General features: G+C 70.1%; 17 protein-coding genes and 1 pseudogene. 9 read left to right on the forward strand and 9 right to left on the reverse strand.

Translation table 11 applies throughout. The annotated features are described in order from the left end of the window. Nucleotides 1–26 precede the first annotated feature (26 nt). Nucleotides 27–1,337 (forward strand): FAD-binding oxidoreductase, encoded by a 1,311-nt coding sequence (locus tag ABZ552_RS16575; protein WP_357438081.1) that lies wholly within the window; start codon nucleotides 27–29, stop codon nucleotides 1,335–1,337. Nucleotides 1,338–1,385: 48 nt separating this feature from the next. On the opposite strand, the gene ABZ552_RS16580 is transcribed toward ABZ552_RS16575, so the two are convergent. Then, complete coding sequence (locus tag ABZ552_RS16580) at nucleotides 1,386–2,990, reverse strand: TROVE domain-containing protein (RefSeq protein WP_281877629.1); 1,605 nt, start codon at nucleotides 2,988–2,990, stop codon at nucleotides 1,386–1,388. Between the two features lie 884 nt (nucleotides 2,991–3,874). Between ABZ552_RS16580 and ABZ552_RS16585 the strand changes: the two genes are divergently transcribed. Both ABZ552_RS16585 and ABZ552_RS16590 read left to right on the forward strand, forming a co-directional pair. Then, on the forward strand, nucleotides 3,875–4,453 hold the full coding sequence (locus tag ABZ552_RS16585; RefSeq protein WP_281877631.1) for a TIGR03086 family metal-binding protein: 579 nt from the start codon (nucleotides 3,875–3,877) through the stop codon (nucleotides 4,451–4,453). 419 nt (nucleotides 4,454–4,872) lie between these two features. Continuing rightward, a pseudogene (locus ABZ552_RS16590) lies at nucleotides 4,873–5,009 on the forward strand (cation transporter); the annotation flags it as partial. A 78-nt stretch (nucleotides 5,010–5,087) separates the two neighbouring features. On the opposite strand, the gene ABZ552_RS16595 reads toward ABZ552_RS16590, so the two are convergent. Then, nucleotides 5,088–5,930: an NAD(P)H-binding protein gene (locus ABZ552_RS16595; protein WP_281877632.1), complete on the reverse strand. Its 843-nt coding sequence runs from the start codon at nucleotides 5,928–5,930 to the stop codon at nucleotides 5,088–5,090. Between the two features lie 94 nt (nucleotides 5,931–6,024). Here ABZ552_RS16595 and ABZ552_RS16600 point away from each other — a divergent pair, with 94 nt between their 5' ends. Continuing rightward, nucleotides 6,025–6,510: a MarR family transcriptional regulator gene (locus ABZ552_RS16600; protein ID WP_281877635.1), complete on the forward strand. Its 486-nt coding sequence runs from the start codon at nucleotides 6,025–6,027 to the stop codon at nucleotides 6,508–6,510. Nucleotides 6,511–6,611: 101 nt separating this feature from the next. After that, on the forward strand, nucleotides 6,612–8,666 hold the full coding sequence (locus ABZ552_RS16605) for a thioredoxin domain-containing protein (protein WP_281877636.1): 2,055 nt from the start codon (nucleotides 6,612–6,614) through the stop codon (nucleotides 8,664–8,666). A gap of 105 nt (nucleotides 8,667–8,771) precedes the next feature. Here the strand turns inward: ABZ552_RS16605 and ABZ552_RS16610 are convergent, their stop codons facing one another. Beyond that, entirely contained in the window at nucleotides 8,772–10,394 is a 1,623-nt protein-coding gene (locus ABZ552_RS16610) for an adenylate/guanylate cyclase domain-containing protein (protein ID WP_281877637.1), read from the reverse strand. A gap of 673 nt (nucleotides 10,395–11,067) precedes the next feature. Then, a complete protein-coding gene (locus ABZ552_RS16615; RefSeq protein WP_357438330.1) occupies nucleotides 11,068–11,706 on the reverse strand; it encodes a hemolysin III family protein in 639 nt (212 codons plus the stop codon). Nucleotides 11,707–11,965: 259 nt separating this feature from the next. On the opposite strand from ABZ552_RS16615, the gene ABZ552_RS16620 reads away from it, so the two are divergent. Continuing rightward, nucleotides 11,966–12,745 carry an isoprenyl transferase gene (locus tag ABZ552_RS16620; protein WP_159843174.1) on the forward strand — a complete coding sequence of 260 codons (780 nt, stop codon included), beginning with the start codon at nucleotides 11,966–11,968 and terminating at the stop codon, nucleotides 12,743–12,745. Nucleotides 12,746–12,974: 229 nt separating this feature from the next. Here the strand turns inward: ABZ552_RS16620 and coaA are convergent, their stop codons facing one another. Continuing rightward, nucleotides 12,975–13,907 (reverse strand): type I pantothenate kinase, encoded by a 933-nt coding sequence (coaA, locus tag ABZ552_RS16625; RefSeq protein ID WP_039800785.1) that lies wholly within the window; start codon nucleotides 13,905–13,907, stop codon nucleotides 12,975–12,977. A 181-nt stretch (nucleotides 13,908–14,088) separates the two neighbouring features. Between coaA and ABZ552_RS16630 the strand changes: the two genes are divergently transcribed. Next, nucleotides 14,089–15,288, forward strand: a complete 1,200-nt coding sequence (locus ABZ552_RS16630) for a DUF885 domain-containing protein (protein WP_281917299.1) — start codon at nucleotides 14,089–14,091, stop codon at nucleotides 15,286–15,288. Nucleotides 15,289–15,589: 301 nt separating this feature from the next. Here the strand turns inward: ABZ552_RS16630 and ABZ552_RS16635 are convergent, their stop codons facing one another. Next, on the reverse strand, nucleotides 15,590–16,039 hold the full coding sequence (locus ABZ552_RS16635) for a nitroreductase family deazaflavin-dependent oxidoreductase (protein ID WP_281877642.1): 450 nt from the start codon (nucleotides 16,037–16,039) through the stop codon (nucleotides 15,590–15,592). An 11-nt stretch (nucleotides 16,040–16,050) separates the two neighbouring features. After that, a complete protein-coding gene (locus tag ABZ552_RS16640) occupies nucleotides 16,051–16,515 on the reverse strand; it encodes a PaaI family thioesterase (RefSeq protein ID WP_281877643.1) in 465 nt (154 codons plus the stop codon). Between the two features lie 93 nt (nucleotides 16,516–16,608). Here ABZ552_RS16640 and ABZ552_RS16645 point away from each other — a divergent pair, with 93 nt between their 5' ends. Both ABZ552_RS16645 and glyA read left to right on the forward strand, forming a co-directional pair. Next, the gene (locus ABZ552_RS16645) at nucleotides 16,609–17,187 is read left to right on the forward strand and encodes a TetR/AcrR family transcriptional regulator (protein WP_281877644.1); all 579 of its coding nucleotides are present in this window, start codon (nucleotides 16,609–16,611) and stop codon (nucleotides 17,185–17,187) included. A 134-nt stretch (nucleotides 17,188–17,321) separates the two neighbouring features. Beyond that, nucleotides 17,322–18,617, forward strand: coding sequence for a serine hydroxymethyltransferase (gene glyA, locus ABZ552_RS16650; protein ID WP_281877645.1), 1,296 nt, complete (start codon nucleotides 17,322–17,324; stop codon nucleotides 18,615–18,617). Nucleotides 18,618–18,638: 21 nt separating this feature from the next. Here glyA and ABZ552_RS16655 read toward each other — a convergent pair whose 3' ends face one another. Both ABZ552_RS16655 and ABZ552_RS16660 read right to left on the reverse strand, forming a co-directional pair. Beyond that, nucleotides 18,639–19,379, reverse strand: coding sequence for an ESX secretion-associated protein EspG (locus tag ABZ552_RS16655; RefSeq protein WP_281877646.1), 741 nt, complete (start codon nucleotides 19,377–19,379; stop codon nucleotides 18,639–18,641). Continuing rightward, nucleotides 19,376–20,566 carry a hypothetical protein gene (locus tag ABZ552_RS16660; RefSeq protein ID WP_281917301.1) on the reverse strand — a complete coding sequence of 397 codons (1,191 nt, stop codon included), beginning with the start codon at nucleotides 20,564–20,566 and terminating at the stop codon, nucleotides 19,376–19,378. Before ABZ552_RS16660 ends, ABZ552_RS16655 begins: the two co-directional genes overlap by 4 nt. Between the last annotated feature and the right edge of the window lie 17 nt (nucleotides 20,567–20,583).

Below are 20,583 nucleotides of genomic sequence, written 5' to 3' on the forward strand. Positions count from 1 at the left end.
CGACCGCTGACAGTCAGGAAAGAGCGATGACATTCGACGAACTGCGCGCTGCGCTGCCCGGCCGTGTGCTGGTGGCGGGTGACGAGGGATTCGAGAACGCGGCCCGGCCGTGGACGACGACAGTCGCGCAGCCGGTGGCCGCCGTGGTGCACGCAGGCGATGCGGCTGACGTCGCGACCGTGGTGCGGTACGCGGGCGGCGCAGGCGTACCGGTGGTCACCCAGCCGACCGGGCACGGCGCCTCCGGCGGGGTGCCGGACGCGATTCTGCTGCGCACCGGGCACTTGGACGGCATCGAGATCGACGCCGAGCGCCGAGTGGCGCGCGTCGGCGCCGGGGTGGCGTGGGGCCGGGTGCAGTCCGCCGCTGCCCGGCACGGGTTGACGGGCCTGGCGGGCAGCAACCCGGTCGTCGGCGTGACCGGATACACCCTCGGCGGCGGCATGAGCTGGTTCGGCCGCAAGCACGGCTGGGCCGGCGACGCGGTGCGCGCGTTCGAGGTCGTCGACGCGGCGGGCGCCCGCCGCCGGGTCACGGCCGAGGACGATCCGGATCTGTTCTGGGCCCTGCGCGGTGGCGGCGGCGACTTCGCGGTGGTCACGGCGCTGGAGTTCGATCTGTTCCCCGCGCCGGAATTGTTCGGCGGCCGCATGCTGTGGCCGGAAGCCCGGATCCGCGAGGTGTTCGACGTCTTCCAGGAGATCACCGCCGACGCGCCCGACGAGCTGAGCGTGTGGTTCCAGCGCCTGCAGATCCCGGACGCGCCGCCGATGGTCGGCATCGACGCCGTCTACCTCGGTGACCCGGATCGAGGACGCGCGATGCTCGCTCGGCTGGACGCGATCGGTGCGCCGATTCTCGACAAGCGCGGCGTTTTCGGGCCCGCCGACATCGGCGCCGTCACCGGCGAACCCACGACGCCGAGCCCGTCGCTCTCGCGCGCCGAGCAGCTGACCGAACTCGGCGATGCCGTGGTCAAGACGCTGATCGACGAACCGGTCGCGCCGCTGGCGAACGTGCAGATCCGCCACCTGGGCGGCGCGCTGGCCGAGACCAGGCCGGACGGGGGCGCCCGGGGGCCGATCGCGCAGCCGTACCTGCTCTACTGCCTGGGGCTCGGGTTGCCGCACCTCGCCGACGCGGTCCACGCGCGGCGCACCGCCATCGTCGACGCGGTGAGCGGGCAGATCAGCGGCGGCAAGCCGTATACCTTCCTCACGCCCGGCGAAGACGCTTCCGCGGCTTTCGACACCGCGACGCTGACCCGGCTGCGCGCGATCAAGCGCGCCCGGGACCCGCACGGTGTCATCCGGGCCAACTATCCGGTGCTGGGGTAGACCGGCGGTGGGGCCGAGAGCAGCGAGTGGTCTCGGCCCCGCCTCCGGTCAGAAGGGCCAGTCGGCGTCGCGCCCCGCTTCCAGCAGCGGGATCATCCGGAACGCGGCGTCGGTCAGGCCGCCGAAGGTGTGCCGGTACGGTGTGCCGCCGGGGGCGTGCCCGTAGCGGTATCCCGCCAGGTTCCAGGTGTAGAGCGGTACCCGGCCTGGCAGCGCCCGGCCGACGTCGCCGTCGTGCGCCTGCTCGTCGGTCAGGATCACGACCCGGTCGTGACCCGCGTAGTGCTCACGCACCGCGCCCGCCGTGTCGGTGCCCCAGCCGAGGAAGTAGCCCTCCTCGCGCCACCGCCGCACCGCCGCGAGCACCGGCTCGGCGCGCCGCTGCGGAAACACCAGGCTGGCCGGCCGAGCGTGGCCCTTCCAGCTGCCGCCGGGGCTGGAGTACGACACGACGTCCGCCTGCGCGCAGCGCCGGGCGAGCGCGAGGCCGAACAGCGCCGCGGCGTCCCAGCGCGCCAGCGAGCCGTCCTTGGCGAACCCGGCCTGCATCGAGCCCGAGGTGTCCACCAGCACCAGCGTGCGCCCGGGCAGCGCGGGCACGGCCGCGAGCGAATGACCGAGCGCCTGCTCGAGCGCGTGGCCCCAGCGCAGCGACGGCGCGGCCCGGTACGCCGACAGGAACCGCATCGGCAGCTGCCGCGAGCGGGCCACCTGGTTCGGGTCGGCGAGTTCGGCGGCCACCTCCGCGGCCACGGCGTCGCTCACCCCGGCCTGGTCGAAGTTGCGCAGGTTACGCAGCTTGGCCATGTAGCCCATGCTTGGGATCAACGCCTCCCACACCGGCGCGTCCATCGGACCCTGCAGCCAGCCGGCGACCGCCTCCCAGGTCATGCCCGCCGCGCGCAGCGTGGCACGGGCTCGCTCGGGGTCGTCGAACAGCGCACGGCGGTGCTCGAGCGGACGTGCCATCAGCTCAGCGCGGGCACGCAGCACCGCCAAGGTGGCGGGCAGGTCGGTCTCGCGTCCGTATCGCCGATCCAGCGCATGTGCGAACAACGCTCCCTGCCAGGGCTTTTCGGCCGCGGGTGCGGGATGGGTGAGCTGGAGCACGTCGGCGAAGCGGAACGCGCGCGCGGTGCTGTCCCACTTGAGCACAGCGCGCTCGTCGTACAGACGGCGCACGGCGTCGGCGATGCCGCGCTTGACCGGCTTGGGCACCGCGCGCCCGTGCACGGAGGTCCAGTACGCGAGCAGTTCCCCGGGCTCGTCGGCGCGCTGCAGCACCGAGTCGATCACCTGCCGCGACATTCCCGGCGCGTCCGCGTCCAGCCGCGCCTTGGCGAACTCGGCGGCGCCGACGAGCGCGGCGCTGCGCATGTTCGCCTCGGTACGCAGCCAGCGCAGGAAGCGGGCGGTCCACTCCGGGTCGGCGAGCGTCGTCCGGCGCACCAGCGCGGCGTAGCGGTCGTCGCGCTGACCGGCGGACTCGTAGAAGGTGTGCTCGCCGACCATGTTCGTGACGGCCAACAGGAACAGCTCGCTCTGCGGAGTGCGCGCGTATCCCGCGCCGCCTTCGAAGGTGCGGCCGGTCGGCCGGGTCTCGCTGGTGACCGGTGAAGTCGCGCCGGGGCGCGCCAGGTTGAACTTGCTCATGGATTCCCCCAGTTCTGCACGGGGACAGGCGCGGACTTCAGCCCGAGAGGAATCCTCGGCGGCGCACCGATCAACGCGGGCACGGTCTGCCCGAGTGTGGAAGTCGCCGAGAAGTCGCACCGGGCCGGTGCGCGCGATGCCCCCCGAGATAGTTGTTCGTCGACGGAAATTCCCCGAGGTTTGTGGTGGAGAAGTAGCCGCCGACTTCGCACCGGGAGGTGCGATGGAATTGTGGCGCACCCGGTTTCATCCGGGTGCTCCGAAACTGTAGCGAGACGAATCCGCATGCCGCATCTTATTTTTACGGGGTGTCCGAGAAGAGGCGGCGACGGCATGCTCGCCGTATCGAGCGACCGAAATGGATTCGGCAGGAATCGAACCCGAAGTAGCCGTTGCCTGCGCACCGGACACGCGCCGCGAAGTCGTCCGTGTGAACCGGCCCGAGATCACGGATCATGCCCTCCGTGCTCGCCGTTGAACTACCGCCGCGGGGCGGTCCGGAATCGAACCGGATCTTTCGGGTCCGAAGTAACCGTGGTTCCCGGCACCGGGCTGGTTCACACATGCGTGAGTTGCAGTGCACCCGAGATCGAAATCGGCCACGGAACGTACCGCTCTGCCGTTGAGCTACCGGACCATGAGGTCCGGGCGGGACTCGAACCCGCAACCTGTCCATTAGAAGTGGAAGTATCCGTTGCCTGCGCACCGGGTGCTGCACCGAGGGTAGCGGGACCGTCCGATCCCGCGCATCTCCTTTTCCCGCCGTGGTCACGAGAAGCACATCCCCGGCAACTATTTCGGCGCAAGGTGGAGTTCGCATTGCCGCGCGCTTGTCGGTGTCCTGTGTTACCAATTCAGCCAAACCGCTCGACCGGAGGATGCTCATGGACAACGTGATCGGACAGATCGACCGTGCACTCGATGCGACCGGAGCGATCGTCGCCGCCGTGGGAGGAGCGGGTCTGGCAGCGCCCACGCCGTGCCGGGATTGGGATGTCCGCACCGTCCTCAACCACACCGTGGGCGGGATGCACATCTTCGCGGCGGCCCTGAGCGGCACGGACGCGGGCGCCGAACACGAGTCCGACTGGCTCGGCGGCGATCCACAGGGCGCCTACGCGGCGGCGGCGGAGGTCGACCGCGCCGCTTGGCACCGGCCTGACGCGCTCGACGGCACGGTGGGCATCTCGCTCGGGGAACTGCCCGGCCCCGCGGCGGCGCTGGTCCATCTCACCGAGGTTCTCGTGCACGGTGTCGACATCGCGGTGGCCATCGACCGGCCGGATCTGGCCGACGACCAACTGTGTGGCGAACTGCTCGCCACCATGCAAGCCATGGGCGGCATCGATTCTTTCCGCGCGCCCGGCATTTTCGGGCCAGAGATCGCCGTCGCCGAGGACGAACCGGCGCACCGCCGGTTGTTGGCCTATGTCGGACGCGAAGTGCTGGCCCGGACGGCATAGTCGGCGGAAGAGCCGAAAACGGCGCGGCATGGGACTCACGTAATCAGCTCTGCTGCCGAAACTCTTGTCGAAGCCGCATTCGAGGAACACGTAGCCGGGAGATCGGCGACTCGCCCTCCCGTGCGGGAGCGGCCGAACTGGCGTTGCCGCTCCCACACGGGACGGTGGAGCGCCCGAGATCAGGGCGGCGACGGAATACCGGCTCGACGAATCGAGCCCAACGGGCCCGAAGACCCTGCCTTTGGATAGCTCTGCCAATTGAGCTACCGGATCGCTCGCAACCCGGACGGGATTCGAACCCGCAACCCATCCACCGAAAACAGAAGTAACCGTTGCCTGCGCACCGGACGCGGATAGGACTGTAGCGGCTGATTCGAAGGGTTGCCAATCATTTCGGCCCGCGGTGGCAAGCTCTTATCAAGCGCGCCGAGACAATCTCCGCGCGGGCCAACGGCGTCACGCTGATGGTGCTCGTGGGTTGGCTGACCTACGAGGCCGTGCGCCGCCTGCTGGAACCGCCGGTCTCGTGCTGGCCACCGCGCTGGCCGGTTTCGTGTCGGCGCGGCTGAACGACAATTCACGTGCAGTTGGCGGTGGAGCCGCGTGGACGCCGGGGAGGGACATGACCGGCCTGTCAGCGTGTGAAGGCGACCGTGTGTTCGGCGGCCCAGGCGGCGAAATCGAGGGCGGGGCGGCCGAGCAGCTCGCCGACGGTGCCGGTGGTGGGACCCGGGACGCGGGCGTAATCGGACAGTGAGCCGAGCAGCCGGTCCGGGACCTCTGCGGGCAGGCCCTGTGCCGTCATCCCGGCGCGCACCTGTTCGGGGGTGAGCTCGAGGAACGACAGGTCGCGGCCGGTGATCTCGCCCAGTATGCGGACCTTGTCGTACTGGGTCAGCGACTCGGGGCCGGTGAGCAGGTAGCGGCGGCCCTCGTGGCCGTCCTCGGTCAGTGCGCGCACCGCGACGGCGGCGATATCGCTCTCGTGAATCGGTGAGGTGGCGGCCTTGCCGTATGCGCCGCGTACCACGTCCCCGGTTTGTAATTGCGGTACCCAGGCCAAGGTGTTGGCGTCGAAGTCCGCGCAGCGCAGAGCGGTCCAGGCCAGGCCCGATGCTTCGGCCGCGGCCTCCAGTGCCCGGAAACCGGCCATGAACCGCGGCTCCCCGGCGGGGTATTCCACCGTCGACGCCGAGATCACCACCACGCGCCGCACCCCGTGATCGGAGGCCGCGGAGAGTATGTCCGCGGCCGAGGCGGTGACGGCGCGGGAGCTCAACAGCACCCCCTCGACGCCGTTCCAGGTCTTGGCGGGAATGCTCGGCACCGCGGGATCCGCCTGCACCACAACGGTTCCCGGCGGCATCTGCGCCCGTCCGGCGTCCCGGGTCACGGCGGTGACGGCCGTGTCGGTCGCGCGGAGTTGCGCGACCACTTCCCGGCCGACCGTACCGGTGGCTCCGATGATGACGTACATAGTCGATTCCTTCTTCCCTGGTGAGCGCCCATCTGAATCTGCTGGACGTCGTACGATATGAAAGTCATATTATTTACTTTGAGACGGATATGATATGGATTCAATAGAAAATTACAGTGATGTCCGCCACCGGCGACGCCTGACCACCCGCATCAAGGGCTCGCTGCGCGATGTGCGCAGCCAGTTGGCGCTGCTCAACCGGCAGGTCGGCACCCGCCTCGAACTCAGGGACATCGACTTCGACTGCCTGGACCTGATCAACAGCCATGGCCCGCTGAGCCCCAGCGCATTGGCGAAACAGGCCGGTCTCCATCCCGCGACCCTCACCGGCATCCTGGACCGTCTCGAACGTGCGGGCTGGATCGTGCGCGAACGCGCGACCGGCGACCGCCGCGCGGTACTCGTCCGTGCTCTCCCCGAGCGGCTCGGCGAGGTCTACGACCTGCTGTCCGGGATGAACGCGGCCGTCGAGGACCTGTGCGCCGACTACACCCCCGAGCAACTCGAACTATTGGCCGATTTCCTCCATCGGGTCACCGTTGCCGGCCGCGCGGCCGCCGACCACCTCGTAGCGGGGTGAACTCATCGAGGCGGTGATGTGGTGTTCGTGCTGTCGTGCGGACTCGAGCGGGCAACGCGTGGGTCGTGTCGCCTGCTCGCCGGATGTGGAAGGCTGGCGGTATGAACCAGTTGGTCGGTGCCACATCGCCTTATCTGCGTCAGCACGCCGACAACCCGGTCGATTGGCGGCAGTGGGATGCCGATGCGCTGGCGGAGGCGGCCGCGCGCGACGTGCCGATTCTGCTCTCGGTCGGATACGCGTCCTGTCACTGGTGCCATGTGATGGCGCACGAGTCGTTCGAGGATCAGGCCACCGCCGACCAGATGAACGAGAATTTCGTCTGCGTGAAGGTCGACCGGGAGGAGCGACCGGACCTGGACGCGGTCTACATGAACGCCACGGTCGCCATGACGGGGCAGGGCGGCTGGCCGATGACCTGCTTCTTGACACCCGACGGCGAACCGTTCTACTGCGGCACCTACTACCCGAAACTGCCGCGCGGCGGCATGCCGTCGTTCACCCAGCTGCTCACCGCGATCACCGAGACCTGGCGCACCCGGCGGGACGAGGTGAACCAGGCTTCCGCGCAGGTGGCGGCGGCGCTGCGGGACCAGGCGAGCGGATTGCCCGACGCGGACCTGACGATCAGCCCGGAGTTGCTCGCCCACGCCGTCGCCGCCGTGCTGCGTGACGAGGACGCCGAGCACGGTGGATTCGGCGGCGCCCCGAAGTTCCCGCCGTCGGCGCTGCTGGAGGGCTTGCTGCGGCACTGGGAGCGGACCGGTGACCCGGCGGTGTTCGAGGTGGTGGCCCGCACCGCGGAGGCGATGGCGCGCGGCGGCATCTACGACCAGCTGCGCGGCGGATTCGCGCGGTATTCGGTCGACGCCGCGTGGCTGGTGCCGCATTTCGAGAAGATGCTCTACGACAACGCGCAGCTGCTGCGCGCCTATGCGCACCTGGCCCGGCGCAGCACATCGGTGCTTCCCGAGTCGTTGTCGCACCGGGTCACCCGGGAGGTCGTGCGGTTCCTGCTCGATGACCTCGGGACCGCCGAGGGCGGCTTCGCCTCGGCGCTGGACGCCGACACCCACTTGGAGCCTGGCAAACCCGGCGTCGAAGGCGCGACGTACGTGTGGACGCCCGCCGAATTGGCCGGTGCGCTCGGTCCGATCGAGGGGGCATGGGCGGCCGAATTCTTCGGCGTCTCCACCGCGGGGAACTTCGAACAGGGCACCTCGGTGCTGACCAGGTACACCGAGCCCGCCACGGCGGAGGACGCCGCGCGTTTGGACCGTGTCCGCGCGGCGTTGATCGCCGCGCGCGACCGCCGCCCCCAGCCGGAGCGGGACGACAAAGTGGTGACCGCCTGGAACGGCATGGCGATCACCGCGCTCGCCGAGGCCGCGGCGGCGCTGGACGAGCCGGAGTGGACCGCCGCCGCCGTCCGGTGCGCGCGATTCCTGCTGACCGAGCACGTGGTGGACGGGCGGCTGCGGCGCGCCTCGCTCGGCGGCGTCGCCGGTGCCGCGCCCGGGATCCTGGAGGACCACGCCTGGCTGGTCACCGGGCTGCTCGCGCTGCACCAAGCCACCGGCGAACTGGGCTGGCTGGCGGACGCGCAACGCTTGCTGGACCTCACGATCGAGCATTTCGCCGACCCGGACCAGCCGGGCGGCTGGTTCGACACCGCCGACGACGCCGAAACCCTCGTCGCCCGTCCCCGCGACCCGATCGACGGCGCCACGCCCGCGGGCGCCTCCGCCCTGGCCGAAGCGCTGCTCACCGCCGCGGCCGCGAGCGACCCCGCACGGGCCGTCCGCTACCGCGAACTCGCCGACCGCACCCTCGAGCGCGGCGCGATCGTGCTCGCGCGTGCGCCCCGTTCGGCGGGGCAGTGGCTCGCTGTCGCCGAGGCGGCACTCCGGGGTCCGCTGCAGGTCGCCATCGCCACCACCGAGCCGGCCGCCCACCCGACCGAATTGCTCGCCGCGGCTCGGTCGGCCGCTCCGGGTGGTTCGGTCGTCCTCGCCGCCGCCCCGGACGCCGTCCCCCTTCTGGCCGACCGGCCTTTGGTTCGCGACGCAGCCGCCGCCTACGTCTGCCGCGGCTCCGTCTGCGACCTTCCGGTCTCCACTCCGGACGAGCTCCGGGCGGCACTGCAACGGAACTAGCGGACACGGGCGATCCGCCGCCACGGCCATGACGTATTGCGCGCCGATACCCGAGTACTTCCTGCCGGTCGGCGGCACACTGACTTTCGATCTCGCGGCAGGGGCCTAGCGCCGAGGCGGGGCGTCGACTTCGGCATCCGGCGTCCGGGTGCCATCGGCCGGGGGTTCGGCGGTGTGGATTTCGATGACCGGGTTGGTGTCCGCCGGCAGATCGGGCTGGTCGGTGTCGGTGGACTCGGGCTGGGCGCCGGAGGTGTCGATGTCGGTCCAGCAGACCGTCGGTTCCTTCATGCCGCGCAGCACAATGGTGTCGTAACACGTCCATTTGGCGCGTTCGTGCTCCGCACCCGCCTCGATCACGGCTTGGCTCACCAGGATTCGCCGCGGTACCTCCTTGGCCGCCGTGGTGAGCCGGGCGGCCTCGTTGACGGCGTCGCCGATCACCGTGAACTCGAGCCGGGTGTCGGATCCGACGTCGCCTGCGAAGACCGGTCCGCGTGCGACGCCGATCCCGATGTCGAGCTCTCCGGTGGCGATCACCTCGTCCCGGATGCGCCGCGCCGCCCGCAGGGCCGGGGTGGCGTTGTCGCCCAACGCGATCGGCGCTCCGAAGACGCACAGTGCGGCGTCGCCCTCGAACTTGTTGACCAGGCCGTTGTTCTCCTCGGTCGCCGCGACGACGATCGCGAGCAATCGGTTGAGCTTGGCCACGAACTCCTGCGGCGGCAGCCCGGTGGACAGTTCCACCGACCCGGTCACGTCGACGAACAGCGCCGATACCTCGCGCACGTCGCCGGTGAGATCCGCGCCGCGGGCGAGCGCGCGCTCGGCCACCTCGGTGCCGACATGCCTGCCGAACACCTCGCGCATCCGCTCCCGTTCGCGCAGATTCGCCGCCAGCTCGTTGACCGAATGCTCCAACCTGCCGATCTCGCTGGTACTGCCGATCGGCACCCGGGCGCCGAGGTCGCCTTGCGCGATCCGGTCCAGCGCGCGGCGCAGGGTGCGCATCGGCGCGGCGACCGCGCGGGCGAGGAACGCCGTGGCCAGGGCGCCGACGCCGAGACCGACCGCGGACAGGTAGATGGCGGTGCGGACCCGGTCCGGTGCGGCCGCCGCCGGGTCGGCCAGCACGACGATCAGCATGAGCAGCGGAAGCGCCGCCGCGACCGCCCAGGTCAGGACGACCCGGACCAGCACCGAGGCACTCCAGTGCATGGTCCACCCGAGCACCCCGGCGACCACCGGAATGGTCGGCCGGATCAGCCGGTCCACGATCAGGAAGGTGACCGCCGCGGACTCGAAAGCGCCGATCGTGAACAGCGACGCCGTCACGCCGGGGTCGTTGTCCGGGCTCAGCCGCGCGAAGATCACGGTCGCCACGATCACGCCGGGAATCCACAGCGCCAGCGCGCGCATGCTGATCGCGACGGGCAGGTGCAGCAGGCGTCGCGCCTCCACCTCGGTCGGCTTGCGCGCGGCGTCGAGCCAGCCGAAATACAGCTTCCGGTCGCGCACCGCCAGCACGATGCCCGCCAGGAACCCGACCGCCGGATAGATGCCGACGAAGGCCAGCGCCCGCGGCCAATCCGGGCCCAGCCTGCCCAGGAATCCGTTGAGCCACAGCTGGGTGACGATCACCGCGAGACCGCTGAGGTTCGCCGTGGTGACCAAGACGGCCAACCCACCTCGCGCTTTGAGCGCCCAGACGACGAACTTCGAGATCATCGCAGTCGCGATCCCGATGGCCGGCGCTGATCGGTGGCCGCCGGCTCCGATGCGGTCGGCTGTGCCGGGATTCCAACGCCCGCTCGAGCGAGCTCGCGGGTTCCGGAGAGGATGGCGGCAGCGACTCCGGTGGCCGCTCTGGTCCGGGTGTCCGTTCGCGCCGATTCGGGCCTGGAAGGCATGATTCCGAGCGGTCTCTCGCGGCCGCGCGCACGTCCGGGGTGCGGCACGGCGATGCCGCGCGCGGCGGCGAGGAGGAACACGAACGAGCAGCATAGAGCCATGACGAGCGGTACAGGCGGTTTCCCGGTCGGCTCGCCGGGCAGGCGCGGCGACCGGCCATCCCGGAGCGCCGTGTGGCACTCGCCATCCGGCCGCGTGGAGTAGGCGATGGGATGGACGGGCGGGTACGGCTCGCGGCCAAGGTCGCGTTCACCGGCATCGATCTGCTCCGGTCGTGGCACATCCAGCCGCCGGCGGGCCGTGGACCGTGCTCGGGAGGTCGTGCCGCGTACCGCCGAGGAGACGAGTCCGGCGAGCACCGCCCGGCAGAACTCGGGCCCGCGCGCGCATCGGCGCGCTCGGCCCCGCATCGCCGCGCGGCCCTCGGACGCACGCTGTTGCATCGCCTGCCCCGCCCCTCTCGTCCGACCTCCCTGTCGACTCTATGCGCTCAGCGCAAGACGACGAGCCAGACCGCCGCGTAGTGGGTCAATGCCGCGAGCACCGTGGCCGCGTGGAAGAACTCGTGGTGACCGAAGACCGTCGGCCACGGATTCGGCCACTTGGTGGCATAGAGGATCGCGCCGCCGCTGTAGAAGAGGCCGCCGATCAGCAGCAGGATCAACGGCGCGATGCCGATCTGGCCGTTGAGCTGTCCGGCCACCGGAACGATCGCCCAGCCCAGCAGCAGATACAGCGGAACACCGACCCAGCGGGGAGCGCCGGGCCACAGCAGCTTGAGCGCCACTCCGGCCAGCGCGCCCGCCCAGACCACCACCAGCAGCGTCTGCCCGGTGCGTCCGGGCAGGCCGAGCAGGGCGAAGGGGGTATAGCTGCCCGCGATGAACAGGAAGATCATCGAGTGGTCGGCTCGTTTCATCCGGGTGCGGGCGCGCGCGGTGGGCCAGGTCACCCGGTGGTAGACGGCGCTGACGCCGAACAGTCCGCACACGGTGATCCCGTAGACCAGCGTCGACCATCCCGCGGTCGCCGAGACCGTGGCGGCGGTGGCGATCAGCACGACGGCCGCGATCGCCGCGACGCCGACGGCCCAGGTGTGGATCCAGCCCCGCATGCGCGGCTTGACCAGCGCCTCCGCGAGCGCTTCGCCCGCCGAACGGGGGACCGGTGCAACCGCTCCCGTGTCGGCGGTGCCGACCGATTCGGACACGAGTACCTCCTCGAAGGGCAGCCGAACGATCACCGTGCGCCCCGGAAACGGCGGGTCGGGACCGAGCGACTGAACCCGTCAGTAACCTACGCAGCCGTAACTTGCGTGCTCTCGGCTACTGTACCGGCGTATCGCGGTCGATGCCGAGATCGTGTCCCCGAGGCGTAGGGTTGCCCGCGTGGAACTTCCGAGTCAGGTGCGGGGTCTGCCGTATCGCATCTACGAGGCCCGGCTGTCCAGGCAGCTGGCGGGCAAGCAGCATCCCCGGCACGTCGCGGTGATGTGTGACGGCAATCGCCGGTGGGCGCGGGAGAACGGTTTCACCGATGTCAGTCACGGCCACCGGGTGGGCGCGCTGAAGATCGCCGAGCTGGTCGGCTGGTGCGAGGCCGAGGGCATCGAGATGGTGACCGTCTACCTGCTGTCCACCGAGAACCTCCAGCGCGATCCGGACGAGCTGGAGACGCTGTTCGAGGTGATCACCGACGTGGTAGAGGAGTTGTCGGCGCCGGAGCAGAACTGGAGCGTGCGCATCGTCGGCTCGCTCGACGGCTTTCCCGAGCTGATCGCCAAACGGCTGCGCACCGCGGCCGAACGCACCGACGGCCGCAACGGGGTGCACGTCAACGTCGCGGTCGGCTACGGCGGCAGGCAGGAGATCACCGACGCGGTGCGCTCGCTGGTCCGCCAGGAGATCGCCGCGGGCGAGACCGGCGAGGACCTGGTCCAGTCGATCACCGTGAACGCGATCGGCCAGCACCTCTACACCTCCGGTCAGCCGGACCCCGACCTGGTCATCCGCACCTCCGGCGAGCAGCGGCTGTCCGGGTTCCTGCTCTGGCAGAGCGCATACTCGGAGATATGGTTCACCGAGGCGTACTGGCCGGAGTTCCGCCGGGTGGATTTTCTGCGTGCGTTGCGCGACTTCGCCGCACGTCACCGCCGTTTCGGCGTCTGATTCGATCTTGGTCTGCGGAATCCGGCATTCCCGGTGCCGGTCTCGCGTACCATGCGGTCACCTGAGTTCGTTCGACCACCAGTCCGCCGAAGCCCTACCGCGCGAACCGGATGACTCGATCAGCTACGCGGAGTTCGGTAGGCGTTTCCTCGACTACGCCGCACATCGCCGCGGTTGCGATATCGACGTCGCCCACCGGCTGGACGAGGCGTGGAAATTGTAAGGGGAATCACAATTTCCGCAGTCGCAGCCGATTGATGCTGTGGTCGGCGTCCTTGCGCAGCACCAGGGTCGCGCGCGGACGGGTCGGCAGAATGTTCTCCACCAGATTCGGCCGGTTGGTGTTGTTCCAGATCTCTTGCGCGGCGGCGGTCGCCTGCTCGTCGGTGAATCCGGAGTAGTGGTGGAAATGCGCGTTCGGGTCGGCGAAAGCGGTCTTGCGCAAGGTGAGAAACCGTTGCACATACCACTTCTCGATGTCCTCGATGCGAGCGTCGACGTAGATCGAGAAGTCGAACAGATCCGAGACCATCAGGCGCGGGCCGGTCTGCAGGACGTTCAAACCTTCCACGATCAGAATGTCGGGCTGGCGTACGCAGTGCAGCTTGCTCGGCACGATGTCGTAGGAGATGTGCGAATACACCGGGGCGCAGACCTCGGCCGCGCCGGATTTCACCTCGGTGACGAATCGCAGCAGCTTGCGGCGGTCGTAACTCTCCGGAAACCCCTTGCGGTGCATGATGCCGCGCCGGGTGAGTTCCGCGGTGGGATAGAGGAATCCGTCGGTGGTGACCAGGTCGACCCGCGGGTGGTGATCCCAGCGGGCCAGCAGCGCTTGCAGCACGCGGGCGGTGGTGGACTTGCCCACCGCGACGCTGCCCGCCACCCCGATCACGAACGGTACCTGCTGGTCGGGATGAGTTTCGCCGAGAAAGGTCGCGGTCGCGGCGAACAGCCGCTGACGCGCGGCCACTTGCAGATGGATGAGACGAGCGAGCGGAAGATAGACCTCCGCGACTTCCTCGAGATCGATCTGTTCCCCGAGACCGCGCAAGCCGATGAGTTCTTCCTCGGTGAGCACCAGAGGAGTCGATTTACGCAGGGTCCGCCACTGTTTCCGGTCGAATTCCACGTATGGACTCGGCTCGCTCATTCGTGCCACTTACCCGACACTCCGTTTCGGCAAACACGCACAGTCAGGGTGCGGATCCGGTGAGATTCGGTCTAGCTGTCGCCGCATAGCCGAATTCTGCTCCGCGTCACACGAGTGGGATGAGCGGGGTACCACTACCCGTTGGTAACCCGCTCGATGAGCCAGGTGCGAGCCGCTAATGTCGGCTGGCATGGAAGCGCATCCGCTCGTGACCGAATACCTGCGGCTCGGCCTCGCCTTCGACCGGCTGGAGGAAGGCTTCGTCGACGCCTACACCGGCGACCCCGCGCTGCGCCGCGAGGTGCAGAACGCGCCCGCGCCGCAGCCGCGCGAGCTGGCTCGTCGCGCCGCCGAGTTGCGCGCCGCGGTGCCGGAGGCCGGGTTGGCGCCGGAGCGCGCCGAATTCCTCGATGTGCACCTGCGCGCGCTGGAGTGTTCCGGACGGAAGTTCGCCGGCGACGACATCGGGTTCGTCGAGGAGGTCCGCGCCTACTTCGACGTCGACATCGCGCCCGGCGACGTGGACGACTACCGCGACGCGCACCGGCAGATGGACGAGGTGCTCGCCGGAGACGGTCCGCTGGCCGAACGGGTGGCCGCGCATCGCAAGGCCGACGAGATCCCGTCGGAGCGCCTGGCGGTGTGCGTCGAGGCGTTCTCCAGCGCGCTGCGCGAACTGGTCCGCGCCCGGTATCCGCTGCCGGACCACGAGCACGTGACCTACGAGGTGGTCGGCGACAAGCCGTGGTCCGGGTTCAACTACTACCTGGGCAACTACCACTCCCGAGTGGCGATCAATTCCGACCTGAAGCAGCACATGGCGCATCTGCCACAGCTGATCGCGCACGAGTCCTACCCGGGGCACCACACGGAGCACTGCCGCAAGGAGGCCGGGCTGGTCGCCGCCGGGCAGGCCGAGCAGACGCTGTTCCTGGTGAACACGCCGCAGTGCCTGATGGCCGAGGGGCTCGCCGATCTGGCGCTGCGTTCGATCGTCGGGCCCGGCTGGGGCAAGTGGGCGCAGGAGATCTACGCGGATCTGGGCCTGCGCTTCGACGGCGAACGAGCCGAACGTCTTTCGACCGCCTCGGCCAAGCTGCTGAGCGTGCGCCAGGACGCCGCGCTGCTGCTGCACGACCGCGGGCGGTCGGCCGACGAGGTGGCGGAGTTCTTGCAGACCTGGAGCCTGACGACGCCGGAGCGGGCGCGCCAGTCGCTGCGATTCCTGTCCTCGCCGCTGTGGCGCGCCTACATCTCCACCTACGTCGAGGGATACCGGCTGCTGGGCGGCTGGCTCGATCGCGCGGTCGACGCCGAGGACCGCGCCGATCGTTTCCGCAGACTGCTCGACGAGCCGCTGACACCGGGCGCGGTGCGCGCCGCGGCGTGAGGGCTACTGGATCACCGCGCAGCCCTGTCCGCCCGCCGAGATGCTGCACAGCAGCAGCGAGAGGGTGCGCAGCAGCGCCTCGACCGGAGAGGCGGGCACCGAGACCAAGCCGACCATGTTCGTTCCTTCGTCAGGTGTTCGTGGACTGTCACCCGAGGAAACCGGTCGCCCACCAGCGCTCGTTACCGCTTGTGGAGCCCCATGAATCGGTGGCCCGGTCAGACGCTTCGCCTCGGCGCGCACGGCCGCCGCGTCCGTCGTCGCCGGGACCACGCGGTCGCGGGTTCCCGGGGCGCGGCGGTCAGGCGCCCGCGAAGGTGATGCGCACCGAGATCGGGTCGCTCTCCAGCGCTTTCATGGTGCGCTCGGCGACCGCGGCGGCGACGCGGCCCTTGGCGAACGTGCGTGAGCGAGCCACCACGTCGTCCTGCGGAACGAACGCCGCCGTGCCGGTGCGCCAGTGGCTGCCCTGCCGGAGCCGGACGTGCGGGTCGGCGGCGATGTTGCGGGCCCACCCGGACCGATAGCCGTGCTGCGAGATCAGCCACGCGCCCGTCGCGTCGATCGACGCGGTGACCGGCACCCGCCGCGGCCGGCCCGATCTCGCGCCGATCGTCTCCAGTTCGGCGATCAGCGACGACCGGACGCCGAGCCGGTCGAGCAGGCCGACGGCCGGGTTGACCAGGTAGCGGCCGATCAGGCGTTCGCGCCGGAACTTGCGTACCGCGGCGCTCGGTGTTCGTCCCGCCATGGCAGTGCTCCTCAGGGTCGATGGTGCGGCCGGAAGATGGCGCAGGTGGTGGTGGCGTGCGCGACCAGGCGGCCCTGCTCGTCGACCACGCGTCCCTCGGCGGTCGCGGTGGTGCGTCCGACGTGGATGGTGGTGCCGGTCGCGGTGAGGCGCTGTCCGTCGGTGGGCACGGCGCGGATGTAGTTGATCTTCAGTTCCAGTGTCGTGTACCCGACCCCGGCCTCCAGCGTGGTGTGCACCGCGCAGCCCATCACCGAGTCGAGCAGGGTGGCGCAGATGCCGCCGTGCGTGGTGCCGAGCGGGTTGGCGAAGTCGGGCCTGGTGCGCAGGCTGAAGACCACCTTGCCGTGTTCGAGTTCGCCGACCTCGATGCCGAGCAGGTCGCCGATGAACGGCGGGCGATCCGTCCTGGTCATCGCGGTGCGCAGGAGTTCAAGACCGGACAGCTGAGCCAGGTCCACGGTGGCTTCGGACATTTGTCCATCCTTTCGATGAACCGATCGGTCCACATCTGACATGATTGCAACATGGACCGATCGGTTCACGCAACCCTCGGGCAAGGAGTTCGCATGACGGCAGGGCCGCGCACCAGGCTGATCGAAAGCGCCATCGAACTGGTCCGCGAGCAGGGCGTGCACGCCGCGGGGCTGGCCGCCTTGCTGGAACGCGGCAACGCCTCGCGCAACTCGCTCTACCAGCACTTCCCCGCGGGCAAGGGCGAGCTCGTCGAGACCGCCACCCGGGTCGCGGGCGCGCGGATCGGCGAGGTGATCGACAAGGTCACCGCCGCGCCGCCACGTCGCTGGTTCGACGCGCTGCTCGATTGGTGGGTCACCGCGCTCGAGCGGACCGGCTATCGCGCCGGATGCCCGGTCGTCGGGGCCGCGCTGGCCGAGGGGGAGCCCCGGGTGCAGGCCGCCGCGGGCGAGGTCTTCGCCGCCTGGCACGAGCGGCTCGGCGCGGCGCTGGTGGCCGCGGGCATGTCCGCCGAGGAGGCGCGCTCCTTCAGCAGCTTCGCGTTCAGCGCGATGGAGGGAGCCATCGTGCAGGCGCGGGCCATGAAATCCACGCGGCCGCTGGAAGACGCGCAGCGGCATCTCGCGGCGTTGCTGGCGAACTACCTGCCGGAGGACGGCGAATCCCGCTGAACGTCCGTCGCCGGGGTCGACGTAGGCGCGGAGCGTGTCGCACGTCACGAAAGGACCGTGCGACGCGCCAGCGCCCACCGGGAGGGATGAACCCCCTGCTCGAGGGCCGGGCACACGGCCCATAGACTGAGGTCGTGACGCAGACGACCGCCTCTGTCAATTCCCAGTCTCTCGGTGAGCTCGATCCGGAGCTCGCTGCCGCGATGGCAGGCGAGCTCGCCCGCGAACGCGACACGCTCGAGATGATCGCCTCGGAGAACTTCGTGCCGCGCGCGGTGCTGCAGGCGCAGGGCAGCGTGCTGACCAACAAGTACGCCGAGGGCTACCCGGGGCGGCGCTACTACGGCGGCTGCGAGCACGTCGACGTGGTGGAGACGCTGGCGCGCGACCGCGCCAAGGAGCTGTTCGGCGCCGAATTCGCCAACGTGCAGCCGCATTCCGGCGCGCAGGCCAACGCCGCGGTGCTGATGTCGCTGATGGACCCGGGCGACAAGCTGCTCGGTCTCGACCTCGCGCACGGCGGTCACCTGACCCACGGCATGCGCCTGAACTTCTCCGGCAAGCTCTACGAAGTGCACTCCTACGGGGTGAGCAAGGAAGACCACCGCGTCGACATGGACGAGGTGCGTGACATCGCCCTGCGGGCGCGCCCGAAGGTGATCGTGGCGGGCTGGTCGGCCTACCCGCGCCACCAGGACTTCGCGGCGTTCCGCTCGATCGCCGACGAGGTCGGCGCCTACCTGTGGGTGGACATGGCCCACTTCGCCGGTCTGGTCGCCGCCGGTCTGCACCCCTCGCCGGTGCCCTACGCCGACGTGGTGTCCTCGACCGTGCACAAGACCCTCGGCGGTCCGCGCTCCGGCCTCATCCTGGCCAAGCAGGAGTACGCGAAGAAGCTGAACAGCTCGGTGTTCCCGGGCCAGCAGGGCGGCCCGCTCATGCACGCCATCGCCGCCAAGGCCGTCGCGTTCAAGATCGCCGCGAGCGAGGAGTTCCGCAACCGGCAGGAGCGCACCCTGTCCGGCGCGAAGATCCTGGCCGAGCGGCTCACCGCCGCCGACGTCAAAGACAAGGGCATCAGCGTGCTCACCGGCGGCACCGACGTGCATTTGGTGCTGGTCGACCTGCGCAACTCCGAACTCGACGGCCAGCAGGGCGAGGACTTGCTGCACGAGATCGGTATCACCGTGAACCGCAATGCCGTTCCGTTCGACCCGCGTCCCCCGATGGTCACCTCCGGCCTGCGCATCGGCACCGCCGCCCTGGCCACCCGCGGCTTCGGCGACACCGAGTTCGCCGAGGTCGCCGACATCATCGCGGGCGCGCTGGCCGGTGGCGCCGACCTGGACGCGCTGCGGGCCCGGGTGAGCAAGCTGGCCAAGGACGTCCCGCTGTACGACGGCCTGGAGGACTGGCGCCTGCTGGGCTGACGGGGGGTTTCGCGCGGCGGCTCAACGATCCATGCGCGCCTTGGCTCGCACGATCGACTCGTCCAGGTAGCGAGCGATATCGGCGCTGGTCCCGGGGCGGATCATCAGCGCTCGGTTCGCGGGGACCTCGCAGTAGCGGCCGTCGGGCGTGTCGATCCAGCGGAGGCGGCCGGTGCGCAACGGTTCGGCGTTGCGCGGGCCGAGGAGCACGACCGCGGTGCCGCGGGTGGTGCACGACTGCCGCCAGAAACGCCGGTAGCGTTCCTTGGCCTGGCTGGCCGGCGCGTTCCCGAACAAGTCGGGGCGGTCGTCGTTGAGATCGTCCAGCAGGAAACTCCTCTCGCCGACGGTCCCGGCGGGGGTGTCCGGCAGCGAGCGCACCACTTCGGTGGCGAGCTGGTCGGTTCGACAGCGCCGCAACAGCACTCGCCCGCCGTCGGGTGCGGGCGATTGCACGGCGAGCACACCGGAGCCGCCGCGCGTGCCGCAGGCGACGACGCGCAGTTCGACGCCCTCGCGCGTGTTGTCGTAGCCGAACAGTTCCACGCGCCAGTCGGGACCGGCCAGCGTGGTGATCGCGCCGCGCAGCGGCAGCCGCTCGTCCCGGCCCAGCTCGGCGCGGAACTGTCGTTGATACTCCTGGTACTCGTGCAAACCGGGGAACCGGCTGGTGAACCGGAATGGGAACGGCATGCGATCCTGTCCGGTCCCGAACCACGCCGCGGCGAACTGTTCGGCCGACAGCGACCACTGCGCGGTCATTTCTCGCCCAGTGCGGGCGGCACGGTCGGCTGCACCTCGCCGAGCAACTCCTTCGCGTGTTCCTCGGTGCGCAGGTATTTCGGCGACTTGTGCTCCTCGTCCTCCGCGCGCCTGCCGCGCAGGCCCGGTGGGACCATGCCCGAGTAGCCCGAGCCGACGGGCGTCGACGCGCGTCCCAGCGCGTTGGACTGCGGATTCGCCGCCGCCGGGGCGGTGGGTTGAGCGGGACGCGACGTGCCCGACCGCGCCTGGTTGTCCGCGACGCCGGGGGAGCCGGCCGCCCCGGGCGTGCCCGGCCGAGACCGCGTGCCGTTCGGTCTGCCGTCGAACGACGTCGGGACAACGGCGGTGGGTGTGGCGGCGGGTGCCGTCGTAGGGACGAAGGGTGTAGCCGGAGACGTCTGCGTCCTGGTGGTGGACGCCGGCGTGGTCGCCGCGGTGTCCTGACTCTGCGAAACAGCCTGTGACGTGGTTGTTTCCGCGGCGCTTTCCGCCGTCGGCTGTGTCGGCTCGTCCGGCGTGCCTTCCCCCTCCACCTCGCCGGGCGCGGCGGTGCCTTCGGGTGCAGGCTTGTCGTCGGCGGAGGAATTGCCGGAGGCAGGGCGGCCGCTGTCCACCGGTTGCGAACCGGCGCTCGGGTTCACTTCCGTCCCGGTGCTCGTTTCGACACCCGTCGGCGTCGTGGCGGCGGGGCTGACCGGAGGCGGCAGCGTCGGGATGGCCGGGGCGGTGGCTCCGTACGGCTGGATGTACTGGGTGTTCATCTCGTCGCGCGCCTGCTCCTCCCGCGAGTTGCGCTGTTCCGGATTCGTCGCGCCGGCCGACGCGTCCACCAGGTCGGGCACCGACGATTTGAACTTCGACGCCGCGTTCGCCGCCGCCGACAGCGGCAGACTCTGCGCGCTCAGGGCCTCACCGAGTTCGCCCACCCGCCCGGCGTAGTCCCGTACGCCACGGACCGCGCTCTCGGCCGCCGCACCCTCCCAATGTTGTTCCACCGCCTTCTTGACGGCGTCCTCGAAGCGCTGCCCCGCGTTCGTGACCGCCGCCGCGATGGCCGACCATGCGGCGAACGCGCCGTCGAGCCCGGCCGGATTCATGGCGTCGGCCGCCTGCTTGATCTCGGCATGCGAGAAGCTTTGAGCATTCTCCGGATTGGTTATCGCACGGCCGTCGGTTTGTCTCATGATTCGCTTCCCCCGGG

Origin of the sequence: Nocardia sp. NPDC019219 (genome assembly GCF_040632645.1) — a bacterium.
GTDB classification, from domain to species: Bacteria; Actinomycetota; Actinomycetes; order Mycobacteriales; family Mycobacteriaceae; genus Nocardia; species Nocardia sputorum.